The 12,941-nt window shown below is 58.5% G+C and carries 12 protein-coding genes; 8 read left to right on the top strand and 4 right to left on the bottom strand.

What is annotated here, in order from left to right; translation table 11 throughout:
- The first annotated feature begins 1 nt into the window (after position 1).
- From trkA to hflX, 4 genes are all read left to right on the top strand, one after another.
- Positions 2 to 1,378 (top strand): Trk system potassium transporter TrkA, encoded by a 1,377-nt coding sequence (trkA, locus tag C5748_RS17260; protein ID WP_105743176.1) that lies wholly within the window; start codon positions 2 to 4, stop codon positions 1,376 to 1,378.
- A 66-nt stretch (positions 1,379 to 1,444) separates the two neighbouring features.
- The gene (locus C5748_RS17255) at positions 1,445 to 2,251 is read left to right on the top strand and encodes a glycosyltransferase family 32 protein (protein WP_105743175.1); all 807 of its coding nucleotides are present in this window, start codon (positions 1,445 to 1,447) and stop codon (positions 2,249 to 2,251) included.
- 251 nt (positions 2,252 to 2,502) lie between these two features.
- Positions 2,503 to 2,739, top strand: a complete 237-nt coding sequence (gene hfq / locus C5748_RS17250) for an RNA chaperone Hfq (RefSeq protein ID WP_105743174.1) — start codon at positions 2,503 to 2,505, stop codon at positions 2,737 to 2,739.
- A gap of 58 nt (positions 2,740 to 2,797) precedes the next feature.
- Positions 2,798 to 4,192 carry a GTPase HflX gene (hflX, locus tag C5748_RS17245; protein ID WP_105743173.1) on the top strand — a complete coding sequence of 465 codons (1,395 nt, stop codon included), beginning with the start codon at positions 2,798 to 2,800 and terminating at the stop codon, positions 4,190 to 4,192.
- A gap of 5 nt (positions 4,193 to 4,197) precedes the next feature.
- Here the strand turns inward: hflX and mazG are convergent, their stop codons facing one another.
- Entirely contained in the window at positions 4,198 to 5,022 is an 825-nt protein-coding gene (gene mazG / locus C5748_RS17240) for a nucleoside triphosphate pyrophosphohydrolase (RefSeq protein ID WP_105743172.1), read from the bottom strand.
- Between the two features lie 145 nt (positions 5,023 to 5,167).
- Between mazG and galE the strand changes: the two genes are divergently transcribed.
- The 4 genes from galE to C5748_RS17220 all read left to right on the top strand — a co-directional run bounded on the left by galE (position 5,168) and on the right by C5748_RS17220 (position 9,458).
- Complete coding sequence (gene galE / locus C5748_RS17235) at positions 5,168 to 6,175, top strand: UDP-glucose 4-epimerase GalE (protein ID WP_105743171.1); 1,008 nt, start codon at positions 5,168 to 5,170, stop codon at positions 6,173 to 6,175.
- Positions 6,176 to 6,319: 144 nt separating this feature from the next.
- Positions 6,320 to 7,309, top strand: coding sequence for a bile acid:sodium symporter family protein (locus C5748_RS17230; RefSeq protein WP_105743170.1), 990 nt, complete (start codon positions 6,320 to 6,322; stop codon positions 7,307 to 7,309).
- Positions 7,310 to 7,374: 65 nt separating this feature from the next.
- Entirely contained in the window at positions 7,375 to 8,568 is a 1,194-nt protein-coding gene (locus tag C5748_RS17225; RefSeq protein ID WP_105743274.1) for a BaiN/RdsA family NAD(P)/FAD-dependent oxidoreductase, read from the top strand.
- Between the two features lie 71 nt (positions 8,569 to 8,639).
- On the top strand, positions 8,640 to 9,458 hold the full coding sequence (locus C5748_RS17220) for a methyltransferase (RefSeq protein WP_105743169.1): 819 nt from the start codon (positions 8,640 to 8,642) through the stop codon (positions 9,456 to 9,458).
- Positions 9,459 to 9,662: 204 nt separating this feature from the next.
- Here the strand turns inward: C5748_RS17220 and C5748_RS17215 are convergent, their stop codons facing one another.
- Genes C5748_RS17215 through metG form a run of 3 tightly spaced genes read right to left on the bottom strand, consistent with a single transcriptional unit; the run spans position 9,663 to position 12,852 of the window.
- The gene (locus C5748_RS17215) at positions 9,663 to 10,493 is read right to left on the bottom strand and encodes an MBL fold metallo-hydrolase (RefSeq protein WP_105743168.1); all 831 of its coding nucleotides are present in this window, start codon (positions 10,491 to 10,493) and stop codon (positions 9,663 to 9,665) included.
- Positions 10,486 to 11,283, bottom strand: coding sequence for a TatD family hydrolase (locus C5748_RS17210; RefSeq protein ID WP_105743273.1), 798 nt, complete (start codon positions 11,281 to 11,283; stop codon positions 10,486 to 10,488). Before C5748_RS17210 ends, C5748_RS17215 begins: the two co-directional genes overlap by 8 nt.
- Before the next feature lie 12 nt (positions 11,284 to 11,295).
- The gene (metG, locus tag C5748_RS17205) at positions 11,296 to 12,852 is read right to left on the bottom strand and encodes a methionine--tRNA ligase (protein ID WP_105743167.1); all 1,557 of its coding nucleotides are present in this window, start codon (positions 12,850 to 12,852) and stop codon (positions 11,296 to 11,298) included.
- Positions 12,853 to 12,941: the final 89 nt, after the last annotated feature.

Here is a 12,941-nt window from a genome sequence, read left to right as displayed (position 1 = left end):
TATGCGGGTTATCATCTGCGGCGCGGGACAGGTCGGTTACGGCATCGCCGAACGTTTGGCCGCGGAGCAGAATCATGTCTCCGTGATCGACACGTCGGCCGACCTCGTTCAACGGATACATGACACGCTCGACGTGCGCGGCTTTGTCGGACATGGCTCCCAGCCTGACGTGCTGGCAGCTGCAGGTGCCGACGAGGCCGATATGATCATCGCCGTCACCCTTTACGACGAGGTCAATATGGTGGCCTGTCAGGTAGCCCACTCGCTTTTCAACGTGCCGACCAAGATTGCGCGTATCCGCGCCCAATCCTATCTTCAGGCTCATTACCAGGATCTGTTCTCGCGTGATCATATGCCGATCGATGTGGTCATTTCGCCGGAACTCGAAGTCGGCGAGATGGTGCTGCGCCGCATCTCGCTGCCCGGCGCCATGGACGTCCTGCGTTTTGCCGACGATAAGGTGGTGGTTCTTGCCATCGAGTGCCTGGAGGAATGCCCAGTCATCAACACGCCGCTTGCGCAGTTGAGTGATCTTTTCCCCGATCTGCCGTCAACGGTGGTCGGCGTGGTGCGCAATGATCAACTCTTCATCCCGCATTCCACCGATCAGCTTATCGCTGGCGATCTGGCTTATGTGGTGACGACACGCGAGCAGGTACGCCGTACGCTGGCGCTGTTCGGCCATGAAAAGCCCGAAGCGACCCGGATCCTGATTGCAGGCGGCGGCAATGTCGGTCTTTATGTCGCCAAAACCATCGAGGAGCGCCAACCGCGCGTCAAGGTGAAGATCATCGAGGCCGACCGCGGCCGCGCCATGGCCATCGCCGACCAACTGAACCGGACCATGGTGCTGCATGGCAGCGCGCTCGATCAGACCCTGCTGCGGGAGGCTGATGTTCAGGATGCCGATCTGATGGTGGCGCTCACCAACCAGGATCAAATCAATATTCTGGCGAGCATCATGGCCAAGAGTCTCGGCTGCAAGGCCAATCTGGCCCTCATCAACGATCCCGCCTACCAGGGGTTCACCCGCACGGTGGGGATCGACGCGTATATCAATCCGCGCACGGTGACGATCTCGCGCGTGCTGCAGCATGTGCGGCGCGGGCGTATCCGTGCCGTGCAGAGTGTTCACCGCGGGCTTGCCGAGGTCATCGAGGCGGAAGCGCTCGAAACATCACCGCTGGTCGGCCCCCCCATGCGTGATCTTCACCTGCCGGATGGTTTGCGTATCGGGGCCATATACCGTGACGGCAAGGTGTTGAAGCCCGACGGTTCGACGCGCATCAAGCCGAAGGACCGGGTGATCATCTTTGCGACATCCGAAGCCGTGCGGCATGTGGAGCAGATGTTCCGCGTGAGCTTGGAGTTTTTCTAGAAAATCAAATAGTTTATGCTGAAATATTGATATATTGCATGGTTGGGGTAGTCGCGGGGGCGATCAATGGACATATGCACGTTCTGGTATGGAGTGTCGTTGCGTGAGGTAGACAGGATTTGTCTTGCTTCCATGGTTGCGACAGGACAGAGGGTCAAGCTGTTCAGTTATGACGTGATCGGCGATGTTCCGGAAGGCGTGGAATTGCACGACGCCGAGCCAATCCTGCCGAGACGCATATTTTGCCGTCTCGATCCGAATTTCCCAGGCTTCAAGCCCAGCCGGACGATCGTGCAGTTCAGCGATCTGTTCCGCATCATGCTGATGAAGCATCGGCAGGGCGTATGGCTCGATACGGATGTGTATCTGCTGAAGCAGTTTCATCCGGCGCCGGATCGGCCTTATTTCGCACGCGAAAACCGCAGCCGTGTTGGCGTTTCAGCGCTTTATCTTCCTCCCGACAACCCCATCATCGGGGAATTCGAACTATATATCGAGGGAACGTGCGTGTTGCCGTCATGGCTGGGAGTGAGGCGCGGAATTCTTCGTCCAACATGGTTCCGGATGATGGGGCAAGAGGTGACACCTTCAAAAATCGGCATCACCGTTTTTGGGAATGACGGCATCTCGCGGCTCGCCAAGAAATACGGGTTCTTCCAGAACGCTGCTCCGAAGGAAAACTTCTACTATTGGACCGGCAAGGAGGCGCTTCGGATTTTCGACCCGGCTTATGGGCTGGAACCTACCCATCATCCGAATTGCATAGGGTTTCACATTCACAAGAAGCATCCGTCCGTTCTTGTCGCACGTGAGGGGAGTTTTTACGATTGGGCGGTGAAGCGCGTTTCGGTCCCGTCGTCATCTGCGGCGTGAGAGGTGTGGGCTGAAAGCAGGTTGTTGAGAATGAACATCTGTTCGGCAGCACTTTCACTGCACAAAGCATTTTTGAGATTGCAGAAAAAACGCCATCCTGTTAACCGGAATATCGTGGGTTAGATTTGGCGTCTCGCATATTTTGCCACTAGCCGGTCCGTCTGTCTGTCACGGTGCTTGATTTTAGCTAGGTACCATGAGTTACATGAACGTGTGAGTCAGTTGCTGATCGAATTAAAGGAATAAAAACAATGGCTGAGCGATCGCAAAATCTTCAGGATCTCTTTCTGAACTCTGTTCGGAAGCAAAAGATTTCATTGACGATCTTTCTCATCAACGGCGTCAAACTGACCGGAATCGTAACCTCCTTCGACAATTTCTGCGTGCTGCTCAGGCGGGACGGTCATTCGCAGCTGGTCTACAAGCATGCGATCTCGACCATCATGCCAAGCCAGCCGGTGCAGATGTTCGAAGGCGAAGAAGGGTAGCAATCGTCCGCATGCGCATTCGTTCGCATGCCTGATGGTCGAGCCCAGGGATTAGACATTGAGCAAATCGAAAGGGCGCACGACCCGTGAGGGAGATGCGGATACCGGCTTCGGTACGTCCGCAAAAGGCCCGACACGCGCCGTCGTTATCGTTCCGATCCTTCCCGAGCGTCTGCAGGATGCAGGGCAGGGAGATGATGCAAAACGCCCGCAATTCAGCCGCAGCAGCGAAGCGCGGCTAGAAGAGGCGGAAGGTCTGGCGCGGGCCATCGATCTCGATCTCGTTCATTGCGATATCGTCACCGTCTCCAATCCACGGCCTGCCACACTTCTAGGCTCAGGCAAGGTCGAGACGATCGGCGAAATCATTGGGGAAAAAGAGGCGGGGCTGGTCATCGTTGATCATGCGCTGACGCCGGTGCAGCAGCGCAATCTCGAGAAGGAATGGCATGTCAAGGTCATCGACCGGACAGGGCTGATTCTCGAAATCTTTGGGCGGCGGGCGCAAACCAAGGAAGGCTCGCTGCAGGTCGAACTGGCGCATCTGAATTATCAGAAGGGGCGCTTGGTCAGAAGCTGGACCCACCTTGAGCGCCAGCGCGGCGGCGGCGGCTTTCTCGGCGGTCCGGGTGAAACGCAGATCGAGGCCGACCGGCGTATGCTGCAGGAGAAGATCCTGCGCATCAAACGCGAGCTCGAAACGGTGGTGCGCACCCGCACGCTGCATCGCCAGAAGCGCAAGAAGGTGCCGCATCCGATCATCGCGCTTGTGGGCTACACCAATGCGGGCAAATCGACATTGTTCAACCGCCTGACCGGTGCGGAAGTGCTGGCGGAGGACATGCTGTTCGCCACGCTCGATCCCACACTGCGCCGCATCCGCCTGCCGCATGGCGAAACGGTGATCCTGTCGGATACGGTCGGTTTCATCTCCAACCTGCCAACCCATCTGGTGGCCGCCTTCCGGGCGACGCTCGAAGAAGTGGTGGAAGCGGATCTGATCCTCCATGTGCGCGATATTTCCGACCCCGACAATGCCGCACAGGCCGAGGATGTCGCGAGCATCCTTGAAAGCCTGGGCATCGAACGCGGCGACAACAGGCGCATACTGGAAGTCTGGAACAAGATCGACCTGCTTGATGAAACGGGGCGCGAGGCGGCGCTGCGGCTGAGCGCGGCAGATCCGGAAGATGCACGCCCGATCGCCATTTCCGCGGCGACAGGGGAGGGCATCGATGGTCTTCTGTCCGTTATCGAACGCCGTATTTCCGGTGCTCTTGAGCATATCGCGCTCGATCTGGCGCCCAATGATCTGCACATGCTCGACTGGATCTATCAGCATGCCAGCAATATCCGTCGCGACAATCTGGACGACGGATCGTTGCGGATCGAGGCGGATATGACCGCCACGGCGCGAAAGACCTTGCGCGAGCGCATGAAGGGCTCGAAGTAGAGGCTCTATTTCCTGGGCTTCTTGGCTCTTTGCCAGAGCTTTTCCATTTCATCGAGAGAAGCCTCGTCGAGCGAACGCTTTTGTTCTTCCAGCGATTTTTCGATGAAGTGAAAGCGCGAGCGGAATTTCTCGTTCGTCGCGCGCAGCGCGCTTTCCGGCTCGATATCGAGATGGCGGCCAAGATTGACGATGGCGAATAGCAGATCGCCATATTCCTCCGCGATATCGGACTTCCTGCCGCTTTGGAGAGCATCCCGCAACTCGACGGCTTCTTCAGCGATCTTGTCCAGAATGGGTTCGGATTCGGACCAGTCGAACCCGACTTTCGCAGCCTTTTGTTGAAGCTTGAGCGCCCGCATCAGCGCCGGCAGCGCTTGTGGCACATCGTCGAGGAAGCCGCTCTTCTCGCCGTCATCAAGTCCGAGTTCGGCGCGGCGCTGCGCGCGCTCGGTCTTTTCCTCGGCCTTGATGCGGTTCCAGGCGCCTTTTGCCATGCCCGCACCGCGTGCATCCTCATCCCCGAAAACGTGCGGGTGACGGCGGATCATCTTCGTCGTGATGGCATCGACGACGTCACCGAAATCGAAGGCTTTCTGCTCGTCAGCCATGCGCGCATGAAAAACGACCTGAAGCAGCAGATCGCCCAGTTCCTCCCTGAGATCGTCCATATCGTCGCGCTCAATCGCATCGATCACCTCGAAAGCTTCTTCGAGCGTATAAGGCGCGATGGAGCGGAAATCCTGTTCCAGATCCCACGGGCATCCGGTTACCGGCGTTCTGAGGGCGGCCATGATCTCGATCAGGCGGTCGATGTCGCGGGAAGGCTTCATGGCGGAAATCCGTGATTGGCGTGAGGCAGAACGTTAGCTGATTCTCGGATATGCTGCAGTGCGGGCTTGCGGCACGCGGGACATTTTGCATAAGTCGCATCGGTCTAATGGATGCTGCTGACATTGTAGCGAAAGGCAGAATTTAATGGCGATTCTCGTGACCGGCGGTGCCGGCTATATCGGCTCTCATACCTGTGTCGAACTGCTGAAAGCCGGCCATGATGTGGTCGTTATCGACAATTTCGACAACAGTCATCCGGAAGCTTTGAACCGCATCGCTAAAATCGCGGGCAGGGCGCCGGCAAGCGAGGCCGGCGATATTCGTGATCAGGCCTTTCTCGAAGATGTGTTGCGGCGCCATGACTGCACCTCGGTCATCCATTTCGCCGGGCTGAAGGCAGTCGGCGAATCCGGCGAAAAGCCATTGCTTTATTATGATTACAACGTCGTCGGCACCCTGCGCCTACTGCAGGCCATGCAAGCCGCCAATGTGCGCAAACTCGTCTTCAGCTCCTCCGCCACAGTCTATGGCGAACCGCAGAAGCTGCCCTTGGAAGAAGATCATCCGCTATCGGCCACCAACCCCTACGGCCGGACCAAGCTGGTGATCGAGGATATGCTGCGCGATTTTCATAGGAGCGACCCGTCATGGCATATCGCGATCCTGCGCTATTTCAATCCTGTCGGCGCGCATGAAAGCGGGCTCATCGGAGAAGACCCGAAAGGCATCCCCAACAATCTGATGCCGATCATCGCGCAGGTCGCCAGCGGGCGGCGCGAGAAGCTCAATGTGTGGGGGAACGATTATCCGACACCCGACGGCACCGGCATCCGCGACTATATCCACGTGGTCGACCTTGCGAAGGGACATCTGAAGGCATTGGACAAGCTGGATCAGCCGCAGTGCTTTGCCGTCAATCTGGGAACAGGGCAGGGCTATAGCGTCATGGAGGTGATCAAGGCTTTCGAGCATGTCTCGAACCGCGAGATCAATTATGAGGTGGCGCCGCGCCGTCCGGGCGATGTGGCGTCATGTTATTCCGATCCGTCGCATGCCAAGGGATTCCTCGGCTGGTCCGCCACCAAGAACCTGCGTGATATGTGCCAGGATATGTGGAACTGGCAGGTCAAGAACCCGAACGGTTACGAATAATCCGCTGGCGCACCAGCCCGAAAACTGGAATGGTTTTCGGAAAGCACGATGCGCCGATTCAATGCTCTACAGCCCCATGCGTCCTAGAGGACGCATGGGGCTGTAGACCCGTTTCATTTTATTTCCGGTAGCTGTTACATCATCATGCGGTTTCTCCCCGACAAATTCACCACTGCGCTTATCGCTGCAATCATCATATCGTCGTTCCTGCCGGTGAGGGGGCAATATGCCGAGTGGTTCGGCATCGCCACGAAGATCGCGGTCGGATTGCTGTTCTTTCTGCACGGAGCGCGATTGTCTCGCGATGCGGTCGTGGCGGGGCTGGTGCATTGGCGGCTGCATCTTTTCGTGCTCGCCTCGACCTTCGTGCTCTTCCCGATTCTGGGGCTGGCTGCGGGATGGCTCGTGCCGGGGCTGGCGGCTTCCGCATTCTATACCGGCATCCTGTTCCTATGCGTGCTGCCGTCGACGGTGCAGTCCTCCATCGCATTCACCGCGCTGGCTGGCGGCAATGTTTCCGCTGCCGTCGTTTCGGCTTCCGCCTCGAACATATTGGGCATGTTCCTGACGCCGGCTCTGGTCGGTCTTTTATTCGCCGTGCGGGGCAATGGCGTATCGCTCGACGCGCTCGAGTCGATCCTTCTGCAATTGCTGGCGCCTTTCATCCTGGGACAATTGCTGCAGCCATTGATCGGCAATTTCATGCGCCGCCACCAAAAGCCTCTGAGCCTCGTCGACAGGGGCTCCATCCTGATGGTGGTGTATCTCGCCTTCAGCGAGGCGGTCGTCGCGGGATTGTGGCACTCCGTGTCCTGGCACGATCTCGCCATGATGATCTCGGTCGATGTGGTCCTGTTGGCGCTCGTCCTGCTGATCACCGCCTATGGCAGCAAATGGCTCGGCTTTTCGCATGAGGATCAGATCACCATCATGTTCTGCGGATCGAAGAAGAGCCTGGCCAGCGGCGCGCCCATGGCGAATGCCATTTTCGCCGGTCAGAATGTCGGCAGCATCGTCCTGCCATTGATGCTGTTCCACCAGATACAGCTCATGGTCTGCGCTGTCCTGGCACGAAAATATGCCGACAGGAAGCTCAAGCTCGAAGCAGCCGAGGCCACAAAGGTAACGGTATAGATTATCGTGAAATATCAATGCGATGGAAAGTTTTCTTGAATTGAGACGGTATTTTGAAAGCCCGTATTGAAGATTTCGACGTCGTGGTGCTTGGCGCCGGGGCAGCCGGCATGATGTGCGCGATCGAAGCCGGCAAACGGGGAAGGTCCGTGCTGATCGTCGACCATGCGAAGGCGCCGGGCGAGAAAATCCGCATTTCCGGAGGAGGGCGCTGCAATTTCACCAATCTGAATGCCGCCCCGGAAAACTTCCTTTCCACCAATCCACGGTTCTGTATCTCGGCCCTGCGGCGCTATACACAGCGCGATTTCATCCGGCTGGTCGAACGCCACGGCATCGCCTATCATGAAAGGACGCTGGGACAGCTGTTCTGCGATGGCTCTTCGCGCCAGATCATCGACATGCTTGTCAAGGAGATGCGCGAGGCCGATGTGACCTTGCGGCTCGCGACGCAGGTCGGAAAAGTCGACAGAGCCGGAGAGGGGTTCTCCGTCAGTCTGACGACGGGCAGCCTTGCAACGGGCGATATCCGTTGCCGTTCGCTTGTGGTGGCGACCGGCGGAAAATCCATTCCCAAAATGGGCGCGACGGGGTTCGGCTACGAGCTTGCGGCGAAATTCGGTCTGCCACTCGTGGAAACACGCCCGGCGCTGGTGCCGCTGACATTCGAGGCGAGGACGCTGGAACGGCTGAAGGAACTCTCGGGCATCGCGGTCGATGCGGTGGTCGGCTGCGGCAAGACGCGCTTTTCCGAAGCGGTTCTGTTCACCCATCGCGGCTTAAGCGGCCCGGCCATCCTGCAGATATCGTCCTATTGGCGTGAGGGGCAGGAAATCTCTGTCTCGATGCTGCCCGGCATCGATGTTTTCGAGCGCCTGAAGGCGGCGCGCGCGCAAAACGGACGGCAGGCTTTGCAGACCGCGCTATCGGCATATCTGCCGAAGCGCCTGGCGCAGCATATTGCCGAGCAGGAGAATGGCGCCGGAAATCTCGCTGATTTTTCCGACAAGGATTTGCGAGGCATAGCGGCGGCCGTCAATGAGTGGCGCATCAAGCCGGCGGGATCGGAAGGCTACCGTACCGCGGAGGTGACGCTTGGTGGCGTCGATACGCAGGCGCTCGATTCCCGGACGATGCAGGCAAGGACGATTCCCGGGCTTTACTTCATCGGCGAAGTCGTGGATGTCACGGGCTGGCTGGGCGGCTATAATTTCCAGTGGGCCTGGTCATCCGGCTGGAGCGCCGGGCAGGCGGCCTGAAAAGACGCTTTATGCTGATGGTGTAAGTTATTGAATATGCTTATAAAGAGCGCCAGTAGGAAACGATATAGATGACCGACTTCGATGAGAAAGCGCTGGAAAAAGCCTATAACCGTGCGCTGAATCTCGAAAAATCCGGCGATCTCGAAGGCGCAGCGCTCGCTTATACCGAGGTGCTGAAGATCGACCCCGACGATCATGGCGGCGCAGCAGTCAGGCTCGCCAGCATAGGCCATGGCGCGGTGCCGCCGAAGGCGCCGGACGCCTATGTGCAAACCCTGTTCGACCAGCACGCCGAAATGTTCGACAGCATTCTCGTCGACCAGCTCGGCTATGACGTGCCACTGCAATTGCGCGACATGCTGCTGACGCGCGATTCCTCCGTGCATTTCACGCGAATGCTCGATCTCGGCTGCGGCACGGGACTGTCGGCCGACGCGCTGGATGACATGGCCGATCACAAGACCGGCGTCGATATCTCGGAGAACATGGTCGAGATCGCCTATGAAAAGGGTGATTACGACGTCCTGTTCGTCGGCGAAGCCGTCCGCTTCCTGCAGACGGCGGAAGGCCCGGCCTGGGACCTGATCGTGGCAACGGACGTGCTGCCCTATATGGGAGAGCTCGACGCTTTCTTCGCGGGCGTCGGCAAGCATCTCATCCGCGGCGGAACATTCGCGTTCTCAAGCGAAACGCTGAGCGACGAGATTTTCAAAGGACGGCCGTTCGTGGTCGGCCCATATCAGCGCTTTGCCCATTCAGCGGCTTACGTGCGCCAGATGCTTGAGCGCAACGGCATGGAATGTGTCGAATGCATGGATATCGTGGTGCGCTATGAACAAGGCCAACCGGTGCCTGGGCATCTTATGCTTGCGATGAAACGGTTGTGATGAGCTCTCAGGGTAACGGACTAATCAATTGATTTCACAGAGAAATGACTTTTCACGGATACTCATCTGCCGTCACTGCGGATGGCAGTTCATTGCTGCATTAGTTCCATAATCTATCTTATGTGATCGATTGATGAAGCTGGGGTGCGGTCAGGTATGATGATCCCCGCGCCGGCCCTGAAGCCGTATCGCCCAGCGCTATATCTAACCAGCCTTATCGATTTTGGACACATCCACCTCGAAACGCATTCCGTCATAGGCGGGTTCGATATGATCAGGCGTCTCGCGCAGAACCGTCTCATAGTCGAGCGGCACATGCATATGCGTCAAAATCGCGCGCTTCGGCGCGAGGCGCTCGATCCATTCCAGCGCTTCGCCTAGTGAGAAATGGCTCGGATGCCGACGATATTGCAGCGCGTCGATGATGAGCACCTCCAGGCCATGAAGACGCTCGACGGTCTTCTCCGGAAAAGCGCTGACATCGGAACAATAAGCGACATCGCCGATGCGGAAGCCGAGGGACATGATGTCGCCATGGACCTGCGGCAGCGGCAGGAACGGAATGGTGCCGCCGGCGCCCGTGATCTTGAACGGCGTGTCCTCATCGATCTGGTGCGCCTGCACGATCGGCGGATATTTCGATCCGGGCGGCGTTTCGAAGCAATAGCTAAACGCTTCGTCCATGCGCGACAGGGTCACGCGATCGGCATAGATGTCCATCAGCCGCCGCTTCTCGACGACATAGGTTCGCAGGTCGTCGAGGCCATGAATATGGTCGGCATGGGCGTGGGTATAGACCGCCGCGTCGAGCAACCCTGCCCCCGCATCGATCATCTGCGCCCGGAAGTCCGGGCCTGTGTCGATGATGACGGTGGTCGTTGCGCCGTTTTCGGCGATACGCTCGACCAGCATTGCCGCGCGGCGACGTTTGTTCCTTGGGTTCTTCGGGTCGCAATTTCCCCAGTCGCCGGTGATCCGCGGCACACCGGGCGAAGATCCGCAGCCGAGAATGGTGAAGCGGAAACGGTCAGCCATTTTCGGCATTCGCCGGATTCGGCATCCTGGAAAACAGCCGGAAGACGTTTTCCGTCGTAATCCCGGCCAGTTCCTCCGGCTCGACACCGATGGTTTCGGCCAGAACGGCGGCCGTATGGCGGACGAAGGACGGTTCGTTGCGTTTTCCTCGATACGGCACCGGCGCCAGATAGGGCGCGTCGGTTTCGACGAGCAGGCGATCGCGCGGCACGATGCGTGCGATGTCCCGCAACTCGACCGAGTTCTTGAACGTCAGAATGCCTGAGAAGGAGACATAGCCGCCAAGGGCGATCCCCGTTTCGGCCAGCGTCTTGCCTGAGGAAAAGCAATGCAGGATAAAGGGGAATGCGCCCTTCCCCGTCTCCTCGGTCAAGATGGCGGCCATATCCGCATCCGCACTGCGCGCGTGGATGACCAGCGGCAATCCCGTCTGGCGTGCAGCCTCGATATGAGCGCGAAAGCTCTTGGCCTGCACGTCGGGCGGGGCATAATCGTAGTGATAGTCGAGACCAGCTTCGCCGATCGCCACCACCTTTGGATGCTCGGACAGCCGAATCAGTTCCTCGGCAGTGACATCGGGCTCCTCATGCGCATTGTTGGGATGTGTGCCGACGGAGCAATAGACCTGATCGTAATTTTCGGCGATTTCGAGGATCTGGGCAAACCGGCGGACGCGGGTGGAGATGGTGATCATGCGGCGAACGCCGGCATCGAGGGCGCGCTGCACGATGGCATCGCGCTCCTCGGCGAAATCCGGAAAGTCCAGATGGCAATGGCTGTCGACAAGCATCGCCATGCCCAATCAATCCTGCCCGTTGGCCTGCTTCTCGGCTTCCACATAGCGTGGAAAGATCGCCTGCGGCGCCGGCAGTGGTGCGCCGCCGGCAAGCTCCCCGCCCCTGAGATCGGCAAAATTGCGCCGGTCTGCGGGAACTGCCAGAATATCGAGCATCTTCGCGGCAGAGCCGGGAATGAAGGGCTGCGCAAGAATAGCGACGCGCCGCAGCACCTCGGCCGTGACATAAAGCACCGTCGCCATGCGCTCCGGATCGGTCTTGCGCAGAGCCCAGGGTTCCTGGCCGGCAAAATAACGGTTCGCCTCGGCGACGACCGCGAAGATGGCGGCAAGCGCGTGGTGGAGCGCCTGCTCGGCTATTGCCTTGCGCGCCGTTTCCAAAGCCGTACTTGCCTGGTTCAGAATGGCGTTGTCCGCATCCGTGAATGCGCCCGGCTGTGGCACCTTGCCATCGCAATTCTTGGCGATCATCGAGAGCGAGCGCTGCGCCAGATTGCCGAGATCATTGGCGAGATCGGCATTGGTGCGGTTGACGATCGCGTCGTGGCTATAGCTGCCGTCCTGTCCGAACGGCACTTCGCGCAGGAAGAAATAGCGCACCTGGTCGAGCCCGTAATGTTCGACCATAGTGAAGGGATCGATGACATTGCCGACCGATTTCGACATCTTCTCGCCGCGGTTGAACAGAAAGCCATGCGCAAAGACGCGGCTCGGCAGTTCCAGGCCTGCCGACATCAGGAAAGCCGGCCAATAGACGGCATGAAACCGGACGATGTCCTTGCCGATGATATGGGTCGCGGGCCAGTAGCCCCACTTTTCCGAATTGGTATCGGGATAGCCGGCGGCGGTGAGGTAATTGGTGAGCGCGTCGACCCACACATACATCACATGCTTTTCGTCTCCAGGAACGGGAACGCCCCAGTTGAAGGTCGTCCGCGAGATCGAGAGATCACGCAGGCCGGATTTCACGAAGCTGATCACCTCGTTGCGCCGTTCGGCCGGGCCGACGAAATCCGGATTGCTCTCATAAAACGCGAGCAGCCGGTCCTGATAAGCGGATAGACGGAAGAAGTAGGTTTCCTCCTCGTTCCATTCGACCGGCGACCCCAGGGGCTCGCGCCGGATGCCATCTTCGCCGACAGTCGTCTCGCTCTCGTCGAAATAGGCTTCCTGGCGCACCGAATACCAGCCGGCATAGCGATCGAGATAGATGTCGCCGTTGGCGGCCATGCGCTGCCAGATCGCCTGACAGGCCTTGTAGTGGCGCTCTTCGGTGGTCCGGATGAAATCGTCGTTCGAACAGCCAAGCGATTTGAGCATATTCTGGAATATCGCCGAATTGCGGTCCGCCAGCTCCTTTGGAGCCAATCCTTCCTTTTCGGCTGTCTGCTGCATCTTCAGGCCATGCTCGTCGGTGCCTGACAGGAAGAAGACATCCTTATCGTCCAGCCGCTGGAAGCGGGCCAGCGCATCCGTTGCGATGACGGTATAGGCGTGGCCGATATGCGGCTTGCCGTTCGGATAGAAAATCGGCGTGGTGATATAGAATTTTTCGCGGCTCATGCTTGACCTAACTGGCGGGACCTGACTTCAGTCGATTTTTCCGTTTGGAGCGGCTGACATACCGCATGTCGGCTGCGAATGCTACGGTC

Source organism: Phyllobacterium phragmitis, from assembly GCF_002980495.1.
Classification (GTDB): domain Bacteria; phylum Pseudomonadota; class Alphaproteobacteria; order Rhizobiales; family Rhizobiaceae; genus Paramesorhizobium; species Paramesorhizobium phragmitis.
Note: the sequence above shows the minus strand (reverse complement) of the source record. Positions and strands in the feature narration are given on the sequence as shown.

Excerpts from the sequence above, each read along its gene's own strand:
- C5748_RS17210 (WP_105743273.1), bottom strand. The coding sequence starts at position 11,283 with ATGCTTGTCGACAGCCATTGCCATCTGGACTTTCCGGATTTCGCCGAG.
- trkA (WP_105743176.1), top strand. The coding sequence starts at position 2 with ATGCGGGTTATCATCTGCGGCGCGGGACAGGTCGGTTACGGCATCGCC.
- C5748_RS17215 (WP_105743168.1), bottom strand. The coding sequence starts at position 10,493 with ATGGCTGACCGTTTCCGCTTCACCATTCTCGGCTGCGGATCTTCGCCC.
- hfq (WP_105743174.1), top strand. The coding sequence starts at position 2,503 with ATGGCTGAGCGATCGCAAAATCTTCAGGATCTCTTTCTGAACTCTGTT.
- C5748_RS17220 (WP_105743169.1), top strand. The coding sequence starts at position 8,640 with ATGACCGACTTCGATGAGAAAGCGCTGGAAAAAGCCTATAACCGTGCG.
- galE (WP_105743171.1), top strand. The coding sequence starts at position 5,168 with ATGGCGATTCTCGTGACCGGCGGTGCCGGCTATATCGGCTCTCATACC.
- metG (WP_105743167.1), bottom strand. The coding sequence starts at position 12,852 with ATGAGCCGCGAAAAATTCTATATCACCACGCCGATTTTCTATCCGAAC.
- C5748_RS17255 (WP_105743175.1), top strand. The coding sequence starts at position 1,445 with ATGGACATATGCACGTTCTGGTATGGAGTGTCGTTGCGTGAGGTAGAC.
- C5748_RS17230 (WP_105743170.1), top strand. The coding sequence starts at position 6,320 with ATGCGGTTTCTCCCCGACAAATTCACCACTGCGCTTATCGCTGCAATC.
- mazG (WP_105743172.1), bottom strand. The coding sequence starts at position 5,022 with ATGAAGCCTTCCCGCGACATCGACCGCCTGATCGAGATCATGGCCGCC.